This window comes from Pseudomonas sp. GP01-A4, from assembly GCF_058780865.1.
The window spans coordinates 131,938-155,875 of the sequence record NZ_JBYSWF010000007.1; the positions used below are offsets into that span (position 1 = coordinate 131,938).

Below are 23,938 nucleotides of genomic sequence, written 5' to 3' on the forward strand. Positions count from 1 at the left end.
GCTTGCTCCCGTTGGGCCGCGAAGCGGCCCCAGTCAGTTATCGCAGGTGTGTCAGTCAAAGCTCATTGACTGGTTTTGGGGCTGCTGCGCAGCCCAACGGGAGCAAGCTCCCTCGCCACAAAAGCGCGGCTTCCCAGGCCGACGGCCCAATCCACCAGCTGCCTGTTCAGCACATCCCCAGCCTGACCAAACCCGGCCACCACCGCCGGCACCTTGGTATCCCCCACCGGCTGCCTCACCTCGAACCGCTTGCTGGCAATAATCCGTTGATCACTGCCGCGCACCAACCGTGCGTCCAGCCGTATCACCACTTCAACTGCGCTGCCGCGATACTCACTCTGAAACGCCTGCAGCTGCCCGCCCAACTCAAAGTCCGCCTGCAGATTGGTCTCATCGGTACTGAGCAACGTCACCCGCCCATCCCGCTGGAACCCGTCCAGCAACCGGTTACGCAACAGCACGGGAGCTGGATCGCTCCAGCGGGAATTCGCATAGCTGCTGATCAAGTCACCGTTAGGCACCACGGCAATCCGCGGGCTGTCGAGGAATTCGCTGGTCTGCGGCTTCGCCACCCGCAGCGACCAGGCCACCGGGCTGGCCTGCGTGGCGGCCTGCGCCGATGGCAACCGGTACACGTCCGAGGGATCCGCCTTCGGCAGGATGGAACACGCACTGACCAATACCAGCGCAACGGGGGCGATCATTTGGTACGCACGCTTCATGGCGTGAACTCCTTGTTCTTGTCGCTGCCCAGCAGGTAACCGCTGGGGTTGGCTTCCAGGCGGCGGGAAATGGCGCGCAACGAACCCAGGGTTTCCCGCAGCTCGCGCACCGCTGGCGCCAGTTCGTTGAGACCCTGCATGCCGCTGTTCAGGGAATCCTTGTTGTTGGTCAGCAAGGTGTCGATCGTGGCCGTGCTCTGTTGAAGGGACTGCATGGCTTTTTCAGCACTGCCGAAAACCTGCTTGCCCTGGTCGTTGAGCAAACCGTTGGCGTTGCGCATCAACGCGGTGGTTTGCTCCAGGGTGGCGCTGGCCTGTTTGCTCACCTGCATCAATTGCTGCATCACCACCTTGATGTCGCCGCGCTGATCGGCAATCGCGCCGGTGGTCTGTTGCAGGTTGTCCAGGGTATTGCTGAGGCGCTCGACGTTCTCCCGGGAGAACATGTGATTGGCGTTGTGCAGCAGCAAGTTGATGCTGGTCATCAGGTCATTGCTGTTGTTCAGCAGTCGCGCGATCGGCGATGGCGACGCAATGATTTCCGGCAGGTTGCCGTCCTTGCCCTTGAGCTCAGGGCTTTGGGGCGTACCGCCGCTGAGCTGGATGATCGAGGTGCCAGTAATGCCGGTCAGGGCCAGCTTGGCCTGGGTGTCTTCCTTGATCGGCGTCTGCCCGGCCAGGCGGATGCGCGCCAGCACCCGGCGCGGGTCTTTCGGGTCGAGGCGCAGGCTGGTGACGTCGCCCACCTTGATCCCGCTGTACTGCACGGCACTGCCTTGGGACAGTCCGCTGACCGCCTCGTTGAACACCACTTCGTAATCCTGGAATGCGCTGTCGACGCTGGACTTGGCCAGCCACAGGCCAAACAGCATGGCGCCGACCACGACGATCACGCTGAACAGACCGATCATCACATGATGGGCTCGGGTTTCCATGTCATACCTCGTTGAGCAGTTGAGCGGCATCCAATGCCGCGCGGCCCCGTGGGCCATGGAAGTATTCGTGAATCCAGGCGTCGTCGGTTTCCGAGACGACATCGATGGCATCCGCCACCAGTACCTTTTTCTGCGCTAACACCGCTACACGGTCGGTGATGGTGTACAGCGTGTCGAGGTCGTGGGTGACCAGGAACACGCTCAGGCCCAGCGCATCGCGCAGGGTCAGGATCAGTTGATCGAAGGCGGCGGCGCCGATCGGGTCGAGGCCGGCGGTGGGTTCGTCGAGAAACAGGATGTCCGGGTCCAGCGCCAGGGCACGGGCCAGGGCCGCGCGCTTGATCATGCCGCCGGAGAGTGACGAGGGGTATTTGTCGGCGGCCGACAGCGGCAGCCCGGCCAATGCCAGTTTCACTGCCGCCAGGTGCTCGGCATCGGGACGGCTGAGGCCGGCATGCTCTATCAGTGGCAACGCAACGTTCTCGGTGACCGTCAGCGAGGAAAACAGCGCGCCCTTCTGGAACAGCACGCCGAAGCGCCGCTCCACCAGTGACCGCTCGTGTTCCGACAGGCTCGGCAAGTTCTGCCCGAACACCCGCACCTGGCCTTCGCTGGGCTGGCGCAAACCGATGATGCTGCGCAGCAGCACCGACTTGCCGCTGCCGGAGCCACCGACGACGGCGAGGATTTCACCCTTGTACAAGTCCAGGTCGAGGTTCTCGTGCACGCTTTGCGAACCAAAGCGGTTGCACAGCCCGCGGACTTCGATCACCGCCTCAGTGGGCGCACGGCGCAGACGACTCACCAGCCCATCTCCATGAAGAACAGTGCGGCGACCGCATCCAGCACGATCACCACGAAAATCGATTGCACCACACTGGAGGTGGTGTGGGCGCCGACGGACTCGGCGCTGCCGCTGACCTTGAAACCTTCGAGGCAGCCGATGGCCGCGATCAGGAACGCGAAGATCGGCGCCTTGACCATGCCGACGAGGAAGTGCTGCACGCCAATGTCCGATTGCAGCAGCGACAGGAACATTGCCGGCGAAATATCCAGGGCCACGGCACACACCACACCGCCGCCGATAATGCCCGAGAGCATTGCCAGGAACGTCAGCATCGGCAGCGCCACCAGCAATGCCAGTACGCGGGGCAGCACCAGCAACTCCATCGGGTCGAGGCCCAGGGTGCGGATCGCATCGATCTCTTCGTTGGCCTTCATCGAGCCGATCTGTGCGGTGAAGGCACTGGCAGTGCGGCCCGCCATCAGGATCGCGGTGAGCAACACGCCGAACTCCCGCAGGAAGGAGAACGCCACCAGGTCCACGGTGAAGATGCTCGCGCCAAAACTGGCCAGCACCGTGGCACCGAGAAACGCCACCACTGCGCCCACCAGGAAGGTCAGCAAGGCCACGATGGGGGCCGCGTCGAGGCCGGTTTGTTCGATATGCGCAACCATGGGCGTCACGCGCCAGCGCTTGGGCCGGAATACGCCACGGGCGAAGGTTTCGAGGATCAGGCCGATAAAGCCCAGCAGTTTCATGCCGTCTTGCCAGACGGTGTAGACCGCGCCGCCGATGCGCGCCAGCAACATGATGCCGGCGGCTTCTTCGGGTTCCTTGACCGGCACACAGAAGTCGTTCAGAGAGCGGTAGACAGTTTTCAGTAACGCGCGGTCGGCGGTCGAGAGGCTGCAGTCGGTCTGTTCGGCGGACTGTTCGATGCGCTCGGGGCCGAGCAATTCCACCAGCAGCGAGGCGCCGGCCGTGTCCAGGGCGCCGAGGCCGTTAAGGTCGATACGTGCGCCAGCGTCGTACTGGCCGTCGAGCTTTTCCGACAGCTTCTTCAGGTTGGCATAGTGGGCAAGCGTCCAATCCCCTGTAATCCTCAGCAATGGAGGCTGGGTGGACGTGTCCAGATGGGCTGCACCGGCCGTTGTGCTACTGGTCATAAGCTCCGAGCTTGTTTGGCTATTCCAGAATTCCTACGTAATAGCACGATCCTGCCTACTTTGGCGCGTCTGGCGTTGTAGCGCCCTGACCGGGGTCAGTCACCTTGAAGCGCAACACGCCGATCACTTGGCCATCTTCGGTCAGCACCCGTACCTGCCAGCGTCCTACCGAGTCGGGGGGGAAGTTCTGCTTGTGGGTCCAGGCCCGATAGCCTTCCTTGCGCCCACCATGGATGTCCAGGGCGATGCGGTCGACTTCCTTGCCGTTGAATTTCCACACATGGTAGATCCGCTCATCCAGGCCGCGCGGCGCGTTGATCGCGGTGTAGGCATACAGCCCGCTGCTGCGCAGTTGGGCGGCGCTGACTTCTTTCAGGTCATCGCCGGGCGTGCGGTCCTGCAATTGGGTGCTGATGGCCACTTCGGTCATCCACAGCGTCGCGGGCGGCACCCAAGTGCGCAGGAACCAGCCGGCGCAACCAATCGCTGCGGTAACCCCCAACAGCATCGCCCAGCCCTTGATGCTACGCAGCGGCAGGCTCACGGCCAGGCTCGGGATAGAGAGCGCCATCGCCACGCCGAGGGCCAGTTTGTAACTCTCGGCGGTGGTCAGGTGCAGGATGATCGGCAGCGCGGTCAGCAGGGCCGCAAACAGGGTCAGGGTGTGCAGTGCGAGAAACAGCGAGCGCTTGGGCGCCAGCCACTTGTAGTACAGCGGGTCGGTGATGGAGACCAACGCCGCCGCGCCCAGCAGGCCGGTAAAGATCGACTGGCCGCTGTTCCAGGTGGTGGTGACAAAAAAGAACGGCAGGACAAAAAACAGGCTTTCCTGATGGATCATCTGCGTGGCGTAGCGCAGCAGCGGTTCGGGGATTTCCCGTTTGAAGACTTTGCTGAACAGCTGGGTGAGGCTGTTTTCGAGCATCAGCCATAACCAGCTCACCAGCATGATGATCGCGATCCAGCTGGCCATGCCTTGCTGGCGATCCACCAGGATGAAGCTGCCCACACCCGAGATGAAACCGCCGAGTGCAATCACCCCTGGGTAGCGCTTCATCAGCTCGAGGATGCGCTGGATGGTGTGGGTCAGGATAGGCATTCGGCAGTTCACAGTCTTTGTAGGAAAAATCCCAGACAGAATAACGTTTTAGCCGTTTTCTCGGGGCCCGATTACGCAATCCCTTTGCGATAACGCCACACGCCTAGTAACACAATCGCAATCAGCCCCAGTGCGCCTGCGGCGATCCAGTTGAGGCTATCGTAGCTGAACAACGGTTTCTCGATGCGCCAGTAGCCGTTCTGCTTGAACAACTCGCGCATGGCCTGGTTGGCTTGCTCCAGGCTTACAGCCTTGATGCGCTTGGCCGGGTCGCTGAAATGCCCTTTGGCGTAGTCGCCCGAGGCACTCCAGTAATAGTCGGCCAACGCGCTGTTGCCTTGAACGGCCCACGCCTGGCGGGCAATGGCGGCTTGTTGCAGGCGGGCGAAGGTGGCCGGGTCGAGGCCGTCCTTGAGCAACTGGGCCCTGAGGGTTTCCAGCACGTGCTCGGCTTCGGGCAGGTTGTCGCGTTCAAGGTCGGCGTTGAGGCTCATGAAGCCGACGCCGCCCAGCACTTCGCGCTCGCTCCATGGGCCATAGGACAAGCCGTGCTGCAAGCGCAATTGACGATACAGCGCCCAATCCAGGTAGTCCTTGAGCAGGTCGAAGGTTTCATCGTACTGGTCGTCCAGCACCGGCTCGGGGAATAACCAGTGCAGCTTGGCGTTGTCACCGACCCAGCCGTGGATCAGGTCGCGGCGGACGGCGGCGGCGTGTTGAATCTCCGGCAACGGGCGATGTTCGCTGGGGTCAACCGGATCCAGTGCGCCGTAGGTGCGTTCGAGATAGGCCGGCAGCAGCTTGTCGAGGTCGCCGACGATGATCAGGGTCATGTTGTTGGGGGCGTACCAGGCCTTGCGCAGCTTTTCCAACTGGTCGCGGGTCAGGTGCTCGACTTCGGCCCGCTCGGCGCATTTGAGCCCCAGTTCGACGGCAAGCTGACTGCTGGCCTTGTGGCCGAGGTCCTGGCGGTCCAGCAGCCGTTGCAGGTGTGAGTAATGGCCGCCGTCTTCGCGCTCCACCACCTGTTTGGCGGCATTGATGTTGGCGTCGGTCAGTTGGGTGCGGGTGATGATGGCCAGCAGCAGGTCGAGCACCTTGCGCTGGTTCTGCGCCGGAGCCTCGATGACGAAAGTGGTGTCGGCATTGCTGGTGTAGGCGTTCCAGTCGCCGCCGAGGGCTTGCATGCGTTCTTCCAGCTCACCTTCGCCGCCACCGTCGATTCCGCTGAACAGCAAATGCTCCAGCAGGTGCGGCAGTTCCTTGTCTTCGCAACTGAAGTCATCCAGGCCCACACCCACCACCAGGCGGATTGCCACGTGGCCGCGTTCGGTGCCCGGCTTGAGCAGCAATTGCAGGCCGTTGGGCAGGGTGTAGCCCTCGACTTGCAGGCGGTCAAAGGCAAAGGTGTGTGCCGAACCCATGAGCAGGCAGGCGAATAGCAGGCGACGCATAACAGGCTTCCTGGCGAGTGAGGTCCGTTGTTAACTGACTTCACTCGCCGTCGTACGTTCAGGGCGAATGGGTGATGTCGGCAATATCGTCCGCCGAGAGGGCGCCGGTGTCGGTGGTTTCCAGCACCACATAAGCGCTGCTGCAGAACAGCGAGTTGAGACGCTTCATGTCGGCAATCAGCTCCAGGTGCAAGGAACTGGTCTCCAGGCTCTGTACGATTTTACGTTGCAAGCGGCTGACGTGGGCGTGGGCCAGGCGACGCTCCTGGGCGCGGAAGCGGCGCTTTTCCCGCAGCAGTTGCCGGGCGCTTTCCGGGTCGGCACTGAGGAACACCGAGAGCCCCAGGCGCAGGTTGGCGATCAGTTGGGTTTGCAGGCCCGCGAGTTCTTCCAGGCCGACTTCGGAGAATGAGCGGCGCTGGGAGGTCTTTTGCTGCTGGACCTTGCGCAGCATGCGTTCGATCAGGTCGCCGGCCAGTTTCAGATTGATCGACAGTTCGATGATCTCGGCCCAGCGTCGGCTGTCCTGTTCGCTGAGGTCTTCCCGGGGCATTTGCGCGAGGTAGAGCTTGATCGCGCTGTAGAGCGCCTCGACATCGTCGCTCAGGCTGCGCATTTCCTGGGTGATGGCGGTTTGCTTGCCGCGCAGCACCTCCAGCATCGAGGTCAGCATGTTGTCGATCAGGTCGCCCAGACGCAGGGTTTCGCGGGCGGCGTTGGCCAGTGCCAGGCTTGGGGTGGCGAGTGCTGCCAGGTCCAGGTGGCGCGGCTTGGCCAGGCCGTTGACCTCTTCGCGTTCCGGGAGCAACCAGGCGCACAAGCGGGACATCGGGCCGATGGTGGGCAGCAAGATCAGGCAGCGAATAACGTTATAGAGCAGGTGGAAGGTGATCACCATGCCTTGGGCGCTGTAGTCCAGGTTATCCATCCAGCCGACCAGCGGGTCGAGTACCGGGATGATCAGCAGCAAGCCGATCAGCTTGTACAGCAGGCTGCCCAGGGCCACCTGGCGCCCGGCGGCGTTCTGCATGCTGGTGCTGAGGAAGGCCAGCACGCCGCTGCCGATGTTGGCGCCGATCACCAGGCCGATGGCCACGTGCAGGCCGATCACGCCGGCACCGGCGAGGGTCGCGGTCAGCAGGACGGCGGCCAGGCTGGAGTAGGAAATCATCGCGAACAGTGCGCCGACCAGGGCATCGAGCAAGATGTCGCCGGTCAGCGAGGCGAACAGGACCTTGACGCCCTGCGCGTGGGTGATCGGGCCCGCGGCTTCGACGATCAGTTGCAGCGCAAGGATGATCAGCCCGAGGCCGATCCCGACACGGCCCATCTGCCCGGCGCGTGTCTGTTTGCGCGACAGGAAGAAAATCACCCCGAGGAAAATCAACAGCGGCGACAGCCACGACAGGTCAAAGGTCAGCACCCGGGCCATCAGCGCGGTACCGACATCGGCACCGAGCATGGTCGCCAGGGCGGGCATCAGGCCCATCAGGCCCTGGCCGACAAACGAAGTCACCAGCATCGCCGTGGCGTTGCTGCTTTGCACCATGGCCGTCACCAGGATGCCGGCGATAAACGCCAGCCAGCGCTTGGACATGTTCTGCCCGATGACCTGGCGCAAGTTGGAGCCGTAGACCCGCAGGATGCCGGTACGGACGATGTGCGTGCCCCAGATCAGCAGGGTTACCGCGGAAAGCAGATTGAGCAGGGTCAGCATGCTGGGCCCCCTGTGTTGAGTCGTGCTCCAATCGGAGCAAGTGAATAGTGCCGCGTGCCGTTCTACGTCTTGTACTTAAGCTGTAGTTGGCGAATGGGCTCGGCGCCAGCATCGCATAGCTAAAGTCGGGATTGAAACAAAACTGTCATGAAATCAGCTTTTTGCAGATGAAAAAAAGGGGCTCTAAAGCCCCTTTTTCAGCAGCGGGTCCAGGTTATTGACCCGGAATGTCCTTGCGCAGTTTCACAGGATCCTGCTGTTTCTTCTTTTTCGCGATGGCGGTACGCATCTTGATGTTCACCGCTTCAACCGCCAGGGAGAACGCCATGGCGAAGTAAACGTAGCCTTTTGGCACGTGAACGTCGAAGGCTTCGGCGATCAGCACGGTACCCACCACCAGCAGGAACGACAGCGCCAGCATCTTCAGCGACGGGTGTTTGTCGATGAAATCGCTGATGGTGCCGGCGGCCAGCATCATCACCAGTACGGCGACGATGATCGCGGCCACCATCACCGGTACGTGGGAAACCATACCAACGGCGGTAATCACCGAGTCCAGGGAGAACACGATGTCGATGATCGCGATCTGGATGATGGTGTAGATGAACTTGCCACCGGCGCCCTTCGGCTCGTCGTGGGTTTCGTCTTCACCTTCCAGGGCGTGGTACATCTCCTGGGAGCTTTTCCACAGCAGGAACAGGCCACCGAAGAACAGGATCAGGTCGCGGCCGGAAATGCCTTGGCCGAACACCACGAACAGATCGTCGGTGAGGCGCATGACCCAAGTGATCGACAGCAGCAACAGGATCCGCGTGACCATCGCCAGCGCCAGGCCGAAGATCCGGGTACGCGCCTGCATGTGCTTGGGCATGCGGCTGACCAGGATCGAAATCATGATGATGTTATCGATGCCCAGGACGATCTCGAGGGCCGTCAGGGTGAAGAAGGCAATCCAGATTTCCGGATTGGTCAGCCATTCCATGTGTATTCCTTTGAGCGAGTGTTAGACCGCGCCAGCCTTAAGAGCCGGCGCAGTGAGTTGTACGATTATAGAGTGCTGAACAGCGGAAAAATCCCCATCAGCAAAGCGGCGACCATTATGCACAGGCACACCAGCACCGCCCACTTGAGGGTGAAGCGCTGGTGATCGCCAAATTCGATACCCGCCAGGGCTACCAGCAAGTAGGTCGATGGAACCAGTGGGCTCAACAAGTGCACAGGCTGGCCAACGATTGAGGCGCGGGCCATTTCCACGGCAGTGATGCCGTAGTGGCTGGCGGCTTCGGCCAGTACCGGCAGAACGCCGTAGTAGAAGGCATCGTTGGACATGAAGAAGGTAAACGGCATGCTCACCAGCGCGGTGATCACGGCCAGATAAGGCCCCAGCGCGTCAGGGATGACGGCCAGCAGGCTCTTGGACATGGCATCGACCATGCCGGTACCGGACAGGATGCCGGTGAAGATACCGGCGGCGAAGATCAGGCCTGTGACTGCCAGGACGCTGCCGGCATGGGCGGCGATCCGGTCTTTCTGCATCTGCAGGCATGGGTAGTTGACGATCATCGCGATACTGAAGGCCACCATGAACAGTACTGGCAGTGGCAACAGGCCGGCGATCAAGGTGCACATCAGGGCGAAGGTCAGTGCGCCGTTGAACCAGATCAGTTTCGGACGGCGGGCGTCCGGGTATTGCGAGACGCTGATTTCGCTGTGGTCGATTTCATCGCCTTGCAGGTGCAACTCGCCCAGGCGTGCCCGTTCGCGCTTGCCGTACATATAGGCAATCACCAGGATGGCGACGACGCCGGCGGCCATGGCTGGAATCATCGGTACGAAAATATCCGATAGGTCCACGTGCAATGCACTGGCGGCGCGGGCGGTCGGGCCACCCCATGGGGTCATGTTCATCACCCCACCGGCGAGGATGATCAGGCCGGCCATGATCCGCGGGCTCATGCCGATGCGCTGGTAAAGCGGCAGCATGGCGGCCACGCAGATCATGTAGGTGGTGGCGCCGTCTCCGTCCAGTGATACCACCAGGGCCAGCACGGCGGTGCCGACCGAGACCTTCAGCGGGTCGCCCTTGACCAGCTTGAGGATCTTGCGCACGGCCGGGTCGAACAGGCCGGAGTCGATCATCAAGGCGAAATAGAGGATGGCAAACATCAGCATTACGCCGGTCGGCGCAAGCTTGGTGATGCCCGCGAGCATCATCGGGCCGATCTGCGGGGCAAAGCCGCCGAACAGCGCGAACAGGATCGGTACGATGATCAGGGCGATCAGCGCAGACAGGCGCTTGGTCATGATCAGGAACATGAACGTGATGACCATGGCAAAGCCAAGGAAAGTCAGCATAGGAATACTCCAGGCGTAGCGCGGCTAGGGAATGGCGAACCGGTTGGGTCAGCGCAGAACGAAAGGCACGAGGCGTACGGGTGGAGTCGGGGCAAACAGGCGGGTACGAGCGGACATCGGGAATCACCATTGTTGTTGTTAACAACCGGTCTGTTGCCGGTAGTGGTGGGCGATCCTAGTCCCGGAAGCTTTCAGCCAGCTTTCGCTTGAGAAACGGGCTACGTTGAATGGACGACTGGTCCTGTGTGAAATAAGGATGTGGGAGACAGAGCATGCATGAGCAACACCAAGGCGGCTGCCATTGCGGGCGGGTGCGTTATCAGTTCAGCGGGGCGTTGGTGGATATTGCCCACTGCCACTGTTCGATTTGCCGGCGGGTCAGCGGCGGCTTGGTGACGACCTGGATCACCCTGCCCCGTTCCGCGTTCGCCTGGGTGGCGGGAACGCCGGCGCAGTACGAATCTTCGCCGACATGCGTGCGGTATTTCTGTTCTAACTGTGGGGCGCATTTGGCGCTGGTAATGCAACTGAGTGCCGAGAGTATCGATGTGACCATCGCAACCCTGGATCACCCGGAGCTGGCCCCGGCAGATCGGCACATCTGGGTAGAGAGCCGATTGCCGTGGTTACACCTGGATGAGCAACTACCGGAAGAAGCCGGAGAAGCGCTCTAGGGCAGTTCGAACCCGCCGGAGGCCTTGTGCAGTGCGCGCAAGTGCTCGCCTAGCTGCTTGAGGTTGGCTTCACATGCGGCAATCTCCGCCGCGCGGGCCGGTTCCAGCAGCGCCCTCACCTCTTTGTCCAGATCGCCGGTCAGCGACTGCAACTGCTTCTGGCGCGCGGCGCTTTCTGATTCCAGGCGTTTGGATTCTGTTGGTTGTGGCAAGCCGTAACCGCTGGTGCCCAGCAGCTCTGCCGGGCGACTGAGGAAGCCACTGTTGGCGAGGATCTGCTGCAACGTCGCGTTGGCCTTTTCCATGCCGCCGTTCTTCAGCTCGCGGGCGCCAAGGTAGCGTTGCTTGACTTCATCCTGGGCCAGCATGAGCTGCTTGCGGAAGCTCGCCTGTTCCAGCAGCAACAAGGCGGCGCTGGCGCGCAGGTCGGCTTCGGCGAACCATGGGCGGCGCTCTTCGGCACTCAGTGACAACCAATCCTCCACTTCAGCCTGTTTGATCGGCAGGCGCTTTTTCAACACCTCGAACATCGCCTGGTAGCGCTCGCGGAAGGAGTCGAAGTGATAGCCGAGGCGCAGCGCGCGTTTTTTGTCGTCCAGTACACTGGTATCGGCCAGGCCTCGGCCCTTGAGGACTTCCAGCAGGCCATTGGGCGTGATGTTGTCCAGGCCGGTCAGCTGCGGGTTGGCGCTGCCGCTGCGTAACAGTTTCAGGCTCTCGACTGCGCAGTTGTTGGAGATGAAGAAGTAGTTGCCGTCGTAGCTCCAGTGCATTTCGGCGGCGTGTTCGACGGTATCGTTGATCTCCTGGCGCGTGAGCTTCAACGGCACCGACGCCAGGCCGCGCAGCTCGGTCTTGGTGTACTCGTCAATGACCTGAGACAGCGGCAGCACGAACAGCCGCGACGGGTATTTGCCGATCAGGCCGTCCCAGCTCGACAGTTGTACGTCACCGACAAACGCGCGGTAGGACAACACCAGGTGCTGGTCCAGGTCCAGGCGGCAGTCCGGGCCCCGTGGCCGGCCGGGGGCGCAGATCACCAGGCGCAGCATGCTGTGGCCCCAGCGACTCACGAGGTTCTGGTTGGCTTCGGCCAGCAGGTAGTCGATTTCGTAGACCCGCTCGGGGTCGACCTGGCCCAGTGGAGTCTTGGCGAAGTCGTTGCCGGCGTTGAGGAAGGCGTAGGTTTTGGCACAGGTGTCCTTGGCGGGCGGCGCCCAGCCAAAGTGTTCCTTGTAATAGCGGTACAGCGAAGGCCGGCGGCAGGCATAGCTCGGGTCGAGGAGGAAGTACTCCATGTTGACGGCGACGAATTCCAGCGGGCTGGTGGTTTCGTAGATGTCCGGGCTGCGGGCGACCTGATGGTTGTTCTGTTCACGTTCGCCGCGACGGCCGACGTATTGCGGCCACCCGGCGAGGTCCAGCAGGCGTGGGTCATCGCTGAGGGTAAAGCGGCGGTCGTTCTGGCCCCGGCATTGATCGGGCAGGCCGATCAGGCCGGTGATGTTGTTCTGGCGGCTGCAACGCTGGATCAGCTTGCGGTCGGCGCTGGACCACAGGCGGGCACGGTCATAGATGTGGGTCAGTTCATGCAGCACGGTGGCGAGCATTTCCCGGCGCACGGTGCCGTGGGGGCGATTGGTTTTTTGCGTCGCGGCACTGCCGTCGGTAAGGCTTTCCAGCAAGTTGCTGTTGAGGTCCAGTTCGGACACCAGCGAAGCCTGGCCATAGGCGTTCTCGGGCATCTTGTCGGTCCAGCCGACGTCGATGGTCCGGTCCAGTTGCTCGATGAAGCGCGGCGGCAACGCCTGCATCGCTTCATCCAGCAATGCCTGGCTCGCCTGCTGCTGGGCCGGGCTCAAGCCATCGGTCTTGAGCCGCAGTTGCAGGGCGGCCTGAGCCGCGCTGGCGCCCAGCAGCAAGGTGCCGGCCAGTAGCCAGGCGGCAATGCGCCTCACAGAGAGAGGATAGCTTCGGCGAGGACCTGGTCGCTGGCGTCGCGGGCTTCCGGCACGCGGGTTCGCAGGGTGTCGAAGGCGGCTTCCAGTTGAGCGCCACGAATCTCGCCATCGCTGGCGACGAAACTGGCGGCATCGTCGTGGGCTTCGCGTACGACTTTGGAGTCGCGGATGGACGTGGTGGTGTCCGAGGTGAAATCGATGGTACGGGCCGAGGCTCGGACGATGATGTTACTGGTGGCCTTCAGGGTTTGTGCCTGGGCAACACCGGCCAACAACAGCAGGCCGAGAGCGGCGGCGATCAGCGGGCTACGCATGGAATGACTCCGAAATACAAAGATGATTATTGGACGAGAATTGCTTGCGCCAGTTCAAGGTCACTGGCGTTAAGTTTTGGCTGGGTACGGCGCAGATAATCCAGCGCTGATTCCAGTCGGGCTCCCCGCCATTGGCCGTCAGTGGCAATGAAAGCGGCAGCGTCATCCTGGGCGGCCAGTATCAGTTTATGGTCGAACGGTGCGGAGGTCACTTTGCTGGTGGCATACGCACTGACAACGAGGCTCTGGGTGGACAGGTCAAAGGCCGGAGCTTGCGTGGACCAGCAGGTGCAAAACACTACGGGAGCGATCAACAGGCGGTATGAAAAAGCCATGGGACTCGACAACTGAAAACGAGCGCCAAGGCTAGCGCAATGCCCGGGCGAGAGCCAGCGCGGAGGGTTCGGGGAGCGCCTGGCGCCCCCCTTATCCCACCTGCGGTCAGATGGCCAGGATCGCCTGGGCCAGCTGCGCGTCAGTCGCGGTATTCAGTTGTGGAGCCTGTTGGCGGATCTGGGCCAGGGCGCTTTCCAGTTTTACGCCACGGATGGCGCCTTCGCTGGCAACGAAGCTGGCGGCGTCGTCACGGGCGGCACGTACGACCTTGTTGTCACGCAGGGAGGAAGTGGCATCGGAGGTGGCGTCTGAGGTGGCTTTCAGTGCGCCGACGATCGAATCCGTGGTCACGATCAGGCTGGAGGCGTTGGCATTGGCAACCAGGGCCAGCAGGGCTGCAGCGCTCAGCAGGTGAAGACGGGACATGGGGTGACTCCTGTAAATGAACGAAAGGGTGGCACAAAGCTACTGCTTGAGCAGCGAGACCATGGGCATCAGACGCCCGTTCTACAGGGTTCGCCACGTGGTAGCCGGATATTAGCCGCCGCTTATCTGTTCGGATAGCTTCCTGCGGTGATTACTCGCGCCAGAACGATTTGGCCAGCTCAGATGCCCGGTCGCCGTGACTGATACCCGCATCGGACAATTCCCGCGGATCCAGTTGAGCCAGCAGCCTGCGTGTGCGGGCCCGTTGCCCCCAGCAGACGAGTGCTGCAGCGGTGCGCTTGAGTAGCTGTATCAACCGAGGGTGTTGCTGGTTTTTGGTATTCATGACGCGCGCCTTTCATGAGGTCCTGGAACACCATCTTGGGCTGGAGGGTGCTACCGGTACAGATACACGCGGATTAAATTGTACTGCTTAATTGTTATATTTTTTAAACTGTATCGGTCTGTAGAAAGCCGACTGTTTTCGCCATTGAAAATCCAAACCCCAGAAACAGCAGAACCCGCCGCCGGTTACCCGGGGCGGGTTCTGTTTTAACAATTCGGAGTGCTGGCGGTGGACCCGGTGGGTCAGGGCCAGCGGACGCTAATTAGCGCCAGAACGGCTTGCTCAGCTCTTCGTAGCGTTGTGCTTCGCTGATACCGGCGTCAGCCAGCAGACGCGAATCCAGACGAGCCAGTTGATGGCGGCTGGAGATGCGGCGCTGCCACAACATCAGGTTGGCGAGAACGCGCAGAGGCAGGGAAGCCTGGGTGTTTACAGCTTTTTCTTCGAAGAACAGATCGGAACTGAGTGTACGTTCCATGATGACATCCTTCCGCTTGTGGCGGGATTAGGTAGTGGTTTAACTGGTGCCAATGATCCTCCTCCCAGGCAAGACTCTCTAGATACAGTTCACCTGTATTGTGAGGGGCCAGTTAACTGTTTATAGGGGCTGTACTGTACGAAATTGGGGCAACTGTACCTGTCGGCACTTTTATGGTGCGTTTTAGGCGTTTATGGAGTTCGAGGTAGGATATTTCGGTAGGAAATGACCGGTACAGCAGTACAGTTTTTTATAAAAGTTGGGCTCGGAAGCTCGGGCTGATGAAACTGTGTTTGCATCAGCCCGAATCTGTATCAATCACGCCTTCAGCATATGCCCGGTTTCTTCCAGGTTGATGTGCCAACTCAGTGCTTCTCGCAGGATATGCGGGGTGTGCCCGCCCAGCACACAGGCTTGGGTGAAGTAGGTGTTCAGGGCATCGCGGTACGCCGGGTGCACACAGTTGTCGATGATGACCCGAGCCCGCTCCCGCGGCGCCAGGCCCCGCAGGTCCGCCAGGCCGACCTCGGTCACGAGGATGTCGACGTCATGCTCGGTATGGTCCACATGGCTGACCATTGGCACCACGCTGGAAATCGCGCCGGCCTTGGCAATCGACTTGGTGACAAAGATCGCCAGGTGCGCGTTGCGCGCAAAGTCGCCCGAGCCGCCAATTCCGTTCATCATCCGGGTGCCGCAGACGTGGGTGGAGTTGACGTTGCCATAGATGTCGAACTCCAGCGCGGTGTTAATGCCGATGATGCCCAGGCGCCGCACCACTTCCGGGTGATTGGAGATTTCCTGGGGCCGCAGCACCAATTTGTCTTTGTAGCGCTCCAGGTTGCCGAACACGTCGGCGTTGCGCCGTTCCGACAATGTGATCGAACTGCCTGAGGCAAAGCTCAGCTTGCCTGCGTCGATCAGGTCGAATGTGGAATCCTGGAGGACTTCCGAATACATCGTCAGGTCTTCGAAGGGCGACTCGATCAAACCGCACATCACCGCGTTGGCAATGTTGCCGATGCCTGCCTGCAGTGGGCCGAGCTTGTTGGTCATGCGTCCGGCGTCGACTTCTTCTTTAAGGAAGTTGATCAGGTGATTGGCGATCGACTGGGTGTCGCTGTCGGGCGGCGTCACGGTGGAGGCCGAATCCGCCTGATTGGTGATGACGATCGCGACGATCTTTTCCGGCGGAATCGGAATCGCGGTGCTGCCGATACGGTCGTCCACGGCCACCAGCGGAATTGGCGTGCGGGTCGGGCGATAGCTCGGGATATAGATGTCGTGCAGGCCTTCCAGGTTCGGGTTATGCGCCATGTTGATCTCGACGATCACCTGCTTGGCGAAAATCGCGAAACTGGCGGAGTTGCCCACGGAAGTGGTTGGCACAATGTGGCCTTGCTCGGTGATCGCTACGGCTTCGATCACCGCGATGTCCGGTAGCTTGAGCTGATTGTTGCGCAGCTGCTCGACGGTTTCCGACAAATGCTGGTCGATAAACATCACCTCGCCGGCGTTGATCGCCTTGCGCAGGGTGCTATCTACCTGGAATGGCATGCGTCGCGACAGTACACCGGCTTCGGTCAGTTGCTTGTCCAGGTCGTTGCCCAGGCTGGCGCCGGTCATCAGGGTAATTTTCAGCGGTGATGTCTTGGCGCGTTCGGCCAAGGCGTGGGGCACGGCCTTGGCCTCACCGGCGCGGGTGAAGCCGCTCATGCCGACGGTCATGCCGTCCTGGATCAGTGCGGCAGCGTCAGCCGCGCTCATGACCTTGTTCAACAACGAAGGCAAGCGGATACGATCACGGTACATGGATTGTTATCTCGGGCTACGGAAGCAAGATGCGCAGTCTAGTGATTTCAAAAAATTTCGTCCCGCTACCATGGTCGAATGCCAGGCAGCGATTTAGAGCCTTTTGTCGGTTTTTACCGGCAATAAAAAACCCCAGCCTACTAAAGGCCAGGGTTTTGGGTATTGCGCTGGCGCAGTGTTTATTCGACGGCCTTGACCATGTCTTCGATGACCTTCTTGGCGTCGCCGAAGACCATCATGGTCTTGTCCAGGTAGAACAGTTCGTTGTCCAGGCCGGCATAGCCGCTGGCCATCGAGCGCTTGTTGACGATGATGGTCTTGGCCTTGAACGCTTCGAGGATCGGCATGCCCGCGATGGGCGACTTGGGATCGTTCTTGGCGGCCGGGTTGACCACGTCGTTGGCGCCTAGCACCAGCACCACGTCGGCCTGGCCGAACTCGGAGTTGATGTCTTCCATCTCGAACACCTGGTCGTAAGGCACTTCTGCCTCGGCCAGCAATACGTTCATGTGACCAGGCATACGGCCTGCAACCGGGTGGATCGCGTACTTCACGGTCACGCCGCGGTGGGTCAGCTTCTCGGTCAGCTCTTTCAGTGCATGTTGTGCCCGTGCCACCGCCAGGCCGTAGCCCGGTACGATGATTACGGTATCGGCGTTGGTCAGCAGGAAGGTTGCATCGTCAGCCGAGCCGGATTTCACCGGGCGCGCTTCTTTCGAGCCGGCCGGGCCGGCGGCGTCTGCCGTGTTGCCGAAACCGCCGAGCAGTACATTAAAGAAGGAGCGGTTCATCGCCTTGCACATGATGTACGACAGGATCGCACCGCTTGAACCCACCAGCGAACCGGCGATGATCAGCATCGAGTTGTTCAGCGAGAAGCCGATCCCCGCCGCAGCCCAGCCGGAGTAGCTGTTGAGCATCGAGACGACCACCGGCATGTCGGCGCCGCCAATCGGGATAATGATCAGCACGCCCAGCACGAACGCCAGGGCCAGCATCAATGCGAAGGCGCTGAGGTTGCCGGTGAACATGAAGGCCAGGCCCAGGCCCAGTGTCAACAGCCCCAGCACCAGGTTCAGCTTGTGCTGACCGCCGAACTGTACCGGTGCGCCCTGAAACAGGCGGAACTTGTACTTACCCGACAGCTTGCCGAAGGCGATGACCGAGCCGGAGAACGTAATTGCACCGATGGCTGCACCGAGGAACAACTCCAGGCGGTTACCGGCGGGGATCGAATCCCCCAGGTGTTTCACGATACCCAGCGACTGTGGTTCCACGACTGCGGCGATGGCGATAAACACTGCAGCCAGGCCGATCATGCTGTGCATGAACGCCACCAGCTCCGGCATCTTGGTCATTTCCACGCGCTTGGCCATGATCGAGCCGGCGGTGCCGCCGACCAGCAGGCCAACGATGACGTAGCCAATTCCGGCAGTGGCCAGCTCGGCGCCGAGCTTATAGATGAGGCCCACGGTGGTGAGCACTGCCAGCGCCATGCCGAGCATGCCGAACAGGTTGCCGCGCCGGGACGTCGTCGGGTGTGACAGGCCTTTAAGGGCCTGAATAAAGCAGATCGACGCGATCAGGTAGAGCGTCGTGACCAGATTCATGCTCATGACGATGGCGCCTCTTCTTTTGCTTTCGGGGCTTTCTTCTTGAACATCTCAAGCATCCTGCGGGTAACCAGGAAGCCACCGAACACGTTGACCGCCGCGAGGGCTACGGCCAGGGTGCCCATGGTCTTGCCCAGTGGTGTCACGGTGAGTGCGGCTGCCAGCATGGCGCCGACGATCACGATCGCCGAAATCGCATTGGTCACGGCCATCAGCGGGGTGTGCAGGGCCGGGGTGACGTTCCAGACCACGTGATAGCCGACATAAATCGCCAGCACGAAGATGATCAGGTTGTAGATACCGGGGGAAATAAGCTCTTCCATCGTCTGAATCCCTGCTTAGGCGTTTTTGCGGATGACTTGGCCGTCGCGGCACATCAGGCACGCGGCGACGATGTCGTCTTCGAGGTTGATTTCAAACTGCCCTTCCTTGGTGAAGACCAGCTTCAGGAAGTCCAGCAGGTTGCGTGCGTACAGCGCCGAGGCATCGGCGGCGACGGCGCCGGCCAGGTTGGTCGGGCCGCAGATGGTCACACCGTTTTCCACGACCACCTGGTCTGCCACGGTCAGCGGGCAGTTGCCGCCCTGGGCTGCGGCGAGGTCGATGACCACCGAGCCTGGCTTCATCTGTGCGACGGTCTCGGCGCTGAGCAGGGTCGGTGCCTTGCGACCCGGAATCAATGCGGTGGTGATGACGATGTCGGCTTGCTTGGCACGTTCATGCACGGCCAGGGCCTGGCGCTGCATCCAGCTTGTTGGCATTGGGCGCGCGTAACCGCCCACGCCAACCGCGCATTCACGTTCTTCATCAGTTTCGTATGGCACGTCGACGAACTTGGCGCCGAGGGATTCGATCTGTTCCTTTACCGCCGGACGCACGTCGGACGCTTCGATGACCGCACCCAGGCGTTTCGCGGTAGCGATCGCCTGCAGCCCTGCTACACCAGCTCCAAGAATCAGCACGCGAGCGGCTTTCACCGTACCGGCGGCGGTCATCAGCATTGGCATGAAGCGTGGGTAGTGATGGGCGGCGAGCAGTACAGCCTTGTAGCCGGCAATGTTTGCCTGGGAAGAAAGCACATCCAGGCTCTGCGCGCGGGAGGTGCGCGGCGCGGCCTCAAGGGCAAAGGCCGTGATGCCATGCTCGGCCAGTCGAGTGATGGTTTCGTTGCTGAACGGATTGAGCATGCCCACCAGCACTGCGCCGCTTTTGATCAGCGTCAGTTCGCTGTCATTGGGGGCTACTACCTTGAGGATCAGCTCGGCGCCGAATGCATCACTGGCGTTGCCAATGGTTGCGCCTGCCGCTTCATAGGCACTGTCGACGACACTGGCATTGATGCCTGCCCCGCTTTGCACAGTGACCTTGTGGCCCTGGCCGATCAGCTTCTTGATGGTTTCCGGGGTGGCAGCCACCCGCGTTTCACCGGTCTGGGTTTCGAGAGGAACACCAATGTGCACGTCAAATCTCCTGCATGATCTTTTTGCTTTGATTTTTGTAAAAGGCCAGTGCGCCACGACAGGCGAATCTGGGCGGCCGATCAGCACGATCCCGCTGAAATACAGCGGGGCGCGGCATTTTGCAGGCGAACTTTACGGCCTTCAAGAGATTATGACGGGTGACGAAAAATTAACTACAAGTCACCCCGTGACCGATTGTCGCAATGGATAGATTAAAGTCGTTTAAATACAGGAGATTAAAGAGTTTTTACCGAAATATCAGCGCTTCTCCATCGCCGACGTGAATGCTTGGGCATCGCTGCAATTTTATGGCTACAGGCCAATACCTACATGGCTTAAAGGCCATTTCAGGGTCAAAAGATGCGGTCTTCTAAATTGCGACATATATATACATATGTAGGTATTTTATTTTGTTGACTACAAAGTTAATAAATTGACGAAGACCCTTTAGATATTGGGGTTGTAACGATGCGACTGATCAATCAGCCAGTCTCTGAACGCATGCAGAGAAGCTGATTCGACCTTTCTCTCGGGAATCATCAGGTAGTAAGCCTTTGAGCTCGCCAGTACCTGAGGGCTGGCAATCACCAAGTGCCCATCGCTCAGTTCCCTTTGAATAAGGAACGGCGGTATCAGTGCAATGCCCATATCGTGCATGGCTGCCTGGGACAACATGGAGAATAGCTCGTAACGCGGGCCTGTCATGTCGCGGGGTATGTCCAGCTGTTGCGCGTTGAACCACTGGCGCCAGGCATAGGGTCGAGTGGTTTGTTGCAGCAGGGGCAGTTCGGCGATTTCGTGTGCAGTGAAGTGCGTGCGATCGCCCAGCAAGCGCGGGCTGCATACCGGGAGCGGGTTTTCTCCCATCAGTTTGTGGGATTCGGTACCGGACCAGTCGGCATCGCCAAAGTAGATTGCCGCGTCGAATTCGGTATCGGCGAACAGGAAAGGCCGTGTGCGGTTGGTCAGGTTGACGGTGACTTCGGGATGCTGGTGCTGAAAGTCCTTGAGGCGTGGGATCAGCCATTGGGTGCCGAAGGTCGGGACCACCGCCAGTTCAATAACGTTGGTGCCCTGCTGTCCCATGATCGAAAGGGTGTCGCGTTCCACGGCGTCAAGTTGCGTAGCCACCCGGCGACTGTAGGAAAGCCCTGCTTCTGTCAGTTTCACGCCCCGGCGCGAGCGTCGAAACAGCTCGACACTTAAAAACTCCTCAAGACTGGCGATTTGTCGGCAGATTGCGCCCTGGGTGATCGAAAGCTCCTGTGCCGCCTTGGTAAAGCTCTCGTGGCGGGCTGCAGCCTCGAAACTGACCAGCGCCGTGGTGCTGGGAATTTTTCTGCGCATGTACCGTGACCTCACAAGTAAAGAGCATCTATGCCGCTTTTGAATGTTACGGAGTGAGAAATTAGCACAAGGCTATGCAAAATCCTCGTTTGCCCTCCTCGCCTGCCCGGCCTAGGCTCCATGCACGACTTTTGATTTACTTCGCGAGGACTCACTCATGGGCGGTAAGGCAAGCTTCAACTGGATCGATCCACTGCTGCTGGATTCACAGCTCACCGAAGAAGAACGCATGGTGCGCGACAGTGCCCAACAGTTCGCCCAGGACAAGCTGGCGCCCCGTGTTCTCGAAGCCTTCCGCCATGAAAAGACTGACCCAGCGATCTTCCGCGAAATGGGTGAGACCGGCCTGCTGGGGGCGATGATTCCAGAGCAGTACGGTGGCAGTGGATTGAACTACGTCAGCTATGGCCTGATCGCTCGTGAAGTAGAGCGTGTGGACTCTGGCTACCGTTCGATGATGAGTGTGCAGTCCTCACTGGTGATGGTGCCTATCAATGAATTCGGTACCGAAGCGCAAAAGCAGAAATACCTGCCGAAGCTGGCCTCTGGTGAATGGATTGGCTGCTTTGGCCTGACCGAGCCTAACCATGGTTCCGACCCGGGCGCGATGATTACCCGCGCGCGCAAAGTGGATGGCGGCTACAGCCTCACTGGCAGCAAGATGTGGATTACCAACAGCCCGATTGCGGATGTGTTCGTGGTGTGGGGCAAGGACGATGCGGGCGACATTCGCGGCTTCGTGCTGGAAAAGGGTTGGAAAGGCCTGAGTGCTCCGGCGATCCACGGCAAGGTCGGATTGCGCGCCTCGATCACCGGTGAAATCGTCATGGATAACGTGTTTGTTCCTGAAGAGAACATCTTCCCGGATGTGCGTGGCCTGAAAGGACCGTTCACTTGCCTTAACTCGGCACGCTACGGGATCTCGTGGGGTGCCTTGGGGGCCGCGGAGTTCTGCTGGCATACCGCGCGTCAGTACACCCTTGATCGCCAGCAGTTCGGGCGGCCTTTGGCGGCTACTCAACTGATCCAGAAGAAGCTCGCAGACATGCAGACTGAAATCACCCTGGCGCTGCAAGGATGCCTGCGGTTGGGTCGTATGAAGGATGAGGGCACTGCGGCTGTGGAAATCACCTCGATCATGAAGCGTAACTCGTGTGGCAAGTCGCTCGACATTGCCCGGATGGCGCGTGACATGCTCGGTGGTAACGGCATCTCGGATGAGTTCGGCATTGCCCGCCACCTGGTCAACCTTGAAGTGGTGAATACCTATGAGGGTACTCACGACGTGCATGCATTGATCCTGGGGCGAGCGCAAACCGGTATTCAGGCGTTCTATTAATAGGAGAACGACCATGGGCGCGCTTTCGCACCTGCGGGTACTGGATTTGTCGCGAGTGCTGGCGGGCCCTTGGGCCGGGCAGATACTTGCAGACCTTGGCGCTGAAGTGATCAAGGTCGAGCGGCCCGGGAATGGCGACGACACTCGTGCCTGGGGGCCACCCTTCCTCAAGGATGCGTATGGGGAAAACACCACTGAGGCGGCGTATTACCTGTCTGCCAATCGCAACAAGGAATCGGTGACGATCGACTTCACGCGGCCGGAGGGCCAGAAGCTGGTGCGTGACCTGGCGGCGAAGTCCGACATTCTGATCGAGAACTTCAAGGTAGGCGGCTTGGCGGCCTATGGGTTGGACTATGAGTCGCTCAAGGAGATCAATCCGGAGTTGATCTACTGCTCGATTACCGGGTTTGGTCAAACCGGGCCCTATGCGAAGCGGGCGGGCTACGACTTCATGATCCAGGGGCTTGGCGGGCTGATGAGCCTGACTGGCCGCCCGGAGGGTGAAGACGGCGCCGGACCGGTTAAGGTTGGCGTGGCGCTGACGGATATTCTTACGGGGCTTTACTCGACAGTTGCGATCCTGGCGGCCATGGCTCACCGGGATCATGATGGTGGCGGCCAGCATATCGATATGGCGTTGCTGGATGTGCAGGTGGCTTGTCTGGCTAATCAGGCGATGAACTACCTGACGACGGGCGTCTCTCCAAAGCGCCTGGGTAACGCTCATCCGAATATCGTTCCCTATCAGGATTTTCCTACGGCGGATGGCGACTTCATTCTTACTGTGGGTAATGATGGGCAGTTCCGCAAATTTGCCGAAGTGGCTGGGCAGCCCCAGTGGGCGGATGATCCTAGGTTTGCAACTAATAAGCTGCGAGTGGCCAACAGGGCGGTGCTGATTCCGTTGATCCGTCAGGCTACCGTGTTCAAGAGCACGGCTGAATGGGTAGCTCAGCTGGAGCGAGTAGGTGTGCCTTGCGGCCCGATCAATGACCTGGCGCAGGTGTTTGCCGATCCTCAGGTAAAAGCGCGCGGGTTGGCGATGCAGTTGCCTCATGCGTTGGCTGGTACTGTGCCCCAGGTGGCAAGTCCTATGCGCCTGTCCAAGACGCCTGTTGAATACCGCAGCGCACCTCCGCTGTTGGGTGAGCATACCCATCAGGTGCTGCAGCAAGTGCTGGGTTTGACGCCAGCGAATGTGTCGGCTTTGAGGGAGGCCGGGGTCATCTGAAGCTTCTCTTCTATATAGAGGGTTGTTGAGGCTCTCTATATAGAGGGAAGTTGGTCGGTTTTTAGCCAGAAATGCCTATTTGATAGAAAAGCTGAATTAAGGGTTGACGGCAGATTCTGGAAGTCTATAATTCGCCCCACTTCCGGCGCAGTCGAAACGGAAAACTCCTTGGCAAACAAAGAGTTATGTAGGTTTCGACAGCGAGTTGCTTCAGATCATCGAAGCCCAGAAGGAGTTAGTAAGGCAGTGTTGTTTGGCCCTATTAACGTTTCGATCTTCTCGGTCGAAAGCGGAGAAAAAGAGGTGTTGACAGCAGCGTGTAACGCTGTAGAATTCGCCTCCCGCTAACGAGAGATCGGAAGCGCA

At 60.2% G+C, this 23,938-nt stretch carries 23 protein-coding genes; 3 read left to right on the top strand and 20 right to left on the bottom strand.

All coding sequences use genetic code 11. The features are described from left to right. Positions 1-62: 62 nt before the first annotated feature. The 9 genes from AC3WKX_RS07360 to AC3WKX_RS07400 form a co-directional block, all read right to left on the bottom strand. A complete protein-coding gene (locus AC3WKX_RS07360; RefSeq protein WP_008439645.1) occupies positions 63-722 on the bottom strand; it encodes an ABC-type transport auxiliary lipoprotein family protein in 660 nt (219 codons plus the stop codon). Next, entirely contained in the window at positions 719-1,657 is a 939-nt protein-coding gene (locus AC3WKX_RS07365) for an MlaD family protein (protein WP_003214780.1), read from the bottom strand. Before AC3WKX_RS07365 ends, AC3WKX_RS07360 begins: the two co-directional genes overlap by 4 nt. Position 1,658: 1 nt before the next feature. Next, positions 1,659-2,462: an ABC transporter ATP-binding protein gene (locus tag AC3WKX_RS07370; RefSeq protein ID WP_003214778.1), complete on the bottom strand. Its 804-nt coding sequence runs from the start codon at positions 2,460-2,462 to the stop codon at positions 1,659-1,661. Then, complete coding sequence (locus tag AC3WKX_RS07375) at positions 2,459-3,607, bottom strand: ABC transporter permease (RefSeq protein ID WP_032899919.1); 1,149 nt, start codon at positions 3,605-3,607, stop codon at positions 2,459-2,461. The genes AC3WKX_RS07370 and AC3WKX_RS07375 overlap by 4 nt, the downstream gene beginning before the upstream one ends. A 55-nt stretch (positions 3,608-3,662) precedes the next feature. Next, on the bottom strand, positions 3,663-4,706 hold the full coding sequence (locus AC3WKX_RS07380) for a DUF5924 family protein (protein ID WP_003214774.1): 1,044 nt from the start codon (positions 4,704-4,706) through the stop codon (positions 3,663-3,665). A gap of 71 nt (positions 4,707-4,777) precedes the next feature. Continuing rightward, the gene (locus AC3WKX_RS07385) at positions 4,778-6,160 is read right to left on the bottom strand and encodes a M16 family metallopeptidase (RefSeq protein WP_003214772.1); all 1,383 of its coding nucleotides are present in this window, start codon (positions 6,158-6,160) and stop codon (positions 4,778-4,780) included. A 58-nt stretch (positions 6,161-6,218) separates the two neighbouring features. Beyond that, positions 6,219-7,877, bottom strand: coding sequence for a Na/Pi cotransporter family protein (locus AC3WKX_RS07390; RefSeq protein WP_003214770.1), 1,659 nt, complete (start codon positions 7,875-7,877; stop codon positions 6,219-6,221). 214 nt (positions 7,878-8,091) lie between these two features. Continuing rightward, the gene (locus AC3WKX_RS07395; RefSeq protein ID WP_003214768.1) at positions 8,092-8,859 is read right to left on the bottom strand and encodes a TerC family protein; all 768 of its coding nucleotides are present in this window, start codon (positions 8,857-8,859) and stop codon (positions 8,092-8,094) included. Positions 8,860-8,924: 65 nt separating this feature from the next. Next, positions 8,925-10,232: a CitMHS family transporter gene (locus tag AC3WKX_RS07400; RefSeq protein ID WP_102604420.1), complete on the bottom strand. Its 1,308-nt coding sequence runs from the start codon at positions 10,230-10,232 to the stop codon at positions 8,925-8,927. A 272-nt stretch (positions 10,233-10,504) separates the two neighbouring features. Between AC3WKX_RS07400 and AC3WKX_RS07405 the strand changes: the two genes are divergently transcribed. Beyond that, positions 10,505-10,906, top strand: a complete 402-nt coding sequence (locus tag AC3WKX_RS07405) for a GFA family protein (protein WP_102604419.1) — start codon at positions 10,505-10,507, stop codon at positions 10,904-10,906. On the opposite strand, the gene AC3WKX_RS07410 is transcribed toward AC3WKX_RS07405, so the two are convergent. The 11 genes from AC3WKX_RS07410 to AC3WKX_RS07460 all read right to left on the bottom strand — a co-directional run bounded on the left by AC3WKX_RS07410 (position 10,903) and on the right by AC3WKX_RS07460 (position 20,999). Further along, a complete protein-coding gene (locus AC3WKX_RS07410; RefSeq protein ID WP_003214762.1) occupies positions 10,903-12,864 on the bottom strand; it encodes a DUF7844 domain-containing protein in 1,962 nt (653 codons plus the stop codon). The genes AC3WKX_RS07405 and AC3WKX_RS07410 overlap by 4 nt on opposite strands. Beyond that, positions 12,861-13,181, bottom strand: a complete 321-nt coding sequence (locus AC3WKX_RS07415; RefSeq protein ID WP_076013343.1) for a DUF2388 domain-containing protein — start codon at positions 13,179-13,181, stop codon at positions 12,861-12,863. The genes AC3WKX_RS07410 and AC3WKX_RS07415 overlap by 4 nt, the downstream gene beginning before the upstream one ends. Positions 13,182-13,207: 26 nt before the next feature. Further along, positions 13,208-13,516 carry a DUF2388 domain-containing protein gene (locus AC3WKX_RS07420; RefSeq protein WP_003214758.1) on the bottom strand — a complete coding sequence of 103 codons (309 nt, stop codon included), beginning with the start codon at positions 13,514-13,516 and terminating at the stop codon, positions 13,208-13,210. Positions 13,517-13,622: 106 nt separating this feature from the next. Then, entirely contained in the window at positions 13,623-13,943 is a 321-nt protein-coding gene (locus AC3WKX_RS07425; RefSeq protein WP_003214756.1) for a DUF2388 domain-containing protein, read from the bottom strand. Between the two features lie 151 nt (positions 13,944-14,094). Further along, the gene (locus AC3WKX_RS07430) at positions 14,095-14,289 is read right to left on the bottom strand and encodes a DUF1127 domain-containing protein (RefSeq protein ID WP_003214754.1); all 195 of its coding nucleotides are present in this window, start codon (positions 14,287-14,289) and stop codon (positions 14,095-14,097) included. Between the two features lie 262 nt (positions 14,290-14,551). Beyond that, the gene (locus tag AC3WKX_RS07435) at positions 14,552-14,767 is read right to left on the bottom strand and encodes a DUF1127 domain-containing protein (RefSeq protein ID WP_003214752.1); all 216 of its coding nucleotides are present in this window, start codon (positions 14,765-14,767) and stop codon (positions 14,552-14,554) included. Between the two features lie 318 nt (positions 14,768-15,085). Further along, the gene (gene scpC, locus AC3WKX_RS07440; protein ID WP_087694539.1) at positions 15,086-16,579 is read right to left on the bottom strand and encodes a succinyl-CoA:acetate CoA-transferase ScpC; all 1,494 of its coding nucleotides are present in this window, start codon (positions 16,577-16,579) and stop codon (positions 15,086-15,088) included. 179 nt (positions 16,580-16,758) lie between these two features. Further along, positions 16,759-18,195 (bottom strand): NAD(P)(+) transhydrogenase (Re/Si-specific) subunit beta, encoded by a 1,437-nt coding sequence (locus AC3WKX_RS07445; RefSeq protein WP_003214748.1) that lies wholly within the window; start codon positions 18,193-18,195, stop codon positions 16,759-16,761. After that, positions 18,192-18,515: an NAD(P) transhydrogenase subunit alpha part 2 gene (locus tag AC3WKX_RS07450; protein WP_008439664.1), complete on the bottom strand. Its 324-nt coding sequence runs from the start codon at positions 18,513-18,515 to the stop codon at positions 18,192-18,194. The genes AC3WKX_RS07445 and AC3WKX_RS07450 overlap by 4 nt, the downstream gene beginning before the upstream one ends. Positions 18,516-18,530: 15 nt before the next feature. Beyond that, a complete protein-coding gene (locus AC3WKX_RS07455) occupies positions 18,531-19,652 on the bottom strand; it encodes a Re/Si-specific NAD(P)(+) transhydrogenase subunit alpha (RefSeq protein WP_003214747.1) in 1,122 nt (373 codons plus the stop codon). A gap of 447 nt (positions 19,653-20,099) precedes the next feature. Continuing rightward, complete coding sequence (locus AC3WKX_RS07460; protein WP_003214745.1) at positions 20,100-20,999, bottom strand: LysR family transcriptional regulator; 900 nt, start codon at positions 20,997-20,999, stop codon at positions 20,100-20,102. Between the two features lie 157 nt (positions 21,000-21,156). Here AC3WKX_RS07460 and AC3WKX_RS07465 point away from each other — a divergent pair, with 157 nt between their 5' ends. Together AC3WKX_RS07465 and AC3WKX_RS07470 are read left to right on the top strand one after the other, a co-directional pair. Then, positions 21,157-22,338: an acyl-CoA dehydrogenase gene (locus AC3WKX_RS07465; RefSeq protein WP_003214743.1), complete on the top strand. Its 1,182-nt coding sequence runs from the start codon at positions 21,157-21,159 to the stop codon at positions 22,336-22,338. A 13-nt stretch (positions 22,339-22,351) separates the two neighbouring features. Further along, a complete protein-coding gene (locus AC3WKX_RS07470) occupies positions 22,352-23,572 on the top strand; it encodes a CaiB/BaiF CoA transferase family protein (RefSeq protein WP_102604417.1) in 1,221 nt (406 codons plus the stop codon). Positions 23,573-23,938: the final 366 nt, after the last annotated feature.

Excerpts from the sequence above, each read along its gene's own strand:
- AC3WKX_RS07360 (WP_008439645.1), bottom strand. The coding sequence starts at position 722 with ATGAAGCGTGCGTACCAAATGATCGCCCCCGTTGCGCTGGTATTGGTC.
- AC3WKX_RS07365 (WP_003214780.1), bottom strand. The coding sequence starts at position 1,657 with ATGGAAACCCGAGCCCATCATGTGATGATCGGTCTGTTCAGCGTGATC.
- AC3WKX_RS07375 (WP_032899919.1), bottom strand. The coding sequence starts at position 3,607 with ATGACCAGTAGCACAACGGCCGGTGCAGCCCATCTGGACACGTCCACC.
- AC3WKX_RS07380 (WP_003214774.1), bottom strand. The coding sequence starts at position 4,706 with ATGCCTATCCTGACCCACACCATCCAGCGCATCCTCGAGCTGATGAAG.
- AC3WKX_RS07385 (WP_003214772.1), bottom strand. The coding sequence starts at position 6,160 with ATGCGTCGCCTGCTATTCGCCTGCCTGCTCATGGGTTCGGCACACACC.
- AC3WKX_RS07390 (WP_003214770.1), bottom strand. The coding sequence starts at position 7,877 with ATGCTGACCCTGCTCAATCTGCTTTCCGCGGTAACCCTGCTGATCTGG.
- AC3WKX_RS07395 (WP_003214768.1), bottom strand. The coding sequence starts at position 8,859 with ATGGAATGGCTGACCAATCCGGAAATCTGGATTGCCTTCTTCACCCTG.
- AC3WKX_RS07400 (WP_102604420.1), bottom strand. The coding sequence starts at position 10,232 with ATGCTGACTTTCCTTGGCTTTGCCATGGTCATCACGTTCATGTTCCTG.
- AC3WKX_RS07405 (WP_102604419.1), top strand. The coding sequence starts at position 10,505 with ATGCATGAGCAACACCAAGGCGGCTGCCATTGCGGGCGGGTGCGTTAT.
- AC3WKX_RS07415 (WP_076013343.1), bottom strand. The coding sequence starts at position 13,181 with ATGCGTAGCCCGCTGATCGCCGCCGCTCTCGGCCTGCTGTTGTTGGCC.
- AC3WKX_RS07420 (WP_003214758.1), bottom strand. The coding sequence starts at position 13,516 with ATGGCTTTTTCATACCGCCTGTTGATCGCTCCCGTAGTGTTTTGCACC.
- AC3WKX_RS07425 (WP_003214756.1), bottom strand. The coding sequence starts at position 13,943 with ATGTCCCGTCTTCACCTGCTGAGCGCTGCAGCCCTGCTGGCCCTGGTT.
- AC3WKX_RS07430 (WP_003214754.1), bottom strand. The coding sequence starts at position 14,289 with ATGAATACCAAAAACCAGCAACACCCTCGGTTGATACAGCTACTCAAG.
- AC3WKX_RS07435 (WP_003214752.1), bottom strand. The coding sequence starts at position 14,767 with ATGGAACGTACACTCAGTTCCGATCTGTTCTTCGAAGAAAAAGCTGTA.
- scpC (WP_087694539.1), bottom strand. The coding sequence starts at position 16,579 with ATGTACCGTGATCGTATCCGCTTGCCTTCGTTGTTGAACAAGGTCATG.
- AC3WKX_RS07445 (WP_003214748.1), bottom strand. The coding sequence starts at position 18,195 with ATGAGCATGAATCTGGTCACGACGCTCTACCTGATCGCGTCGATCTGC.
- AC3WKX_RS07450 (WP_008439664.1), bottom strand. The coding sequence starts at position 18,515 with ATGGAAGAGCTTATTTCCCCCGGTATCTACAACCTGATCATCTTCGTG.
- AC3WKX_RS07460 (WP_003214745.1), bottom strand. The coding sequence starts at position 20,999 with ATGCGCAGAAAAATTCCCAGCACCACGGCGCTGGTCAGTTTCGAGGCT.
- AC3WKX_RS07465 (WP_003214743.1), top strand. The coding sequence starts at position 21,157 with ATGGGCGGTAAGGCAAGCTTCAACTGGATCGATCCACTGCTGCTGGAT.
- AC3WKX_RS07470 (WP_102604417.1), top strand. The coding sequence starts at position 22,352 with ATGGGCGCGCTTTCGCACCTGCGGGTACTGGATTTGTCGCGAGTGCTG.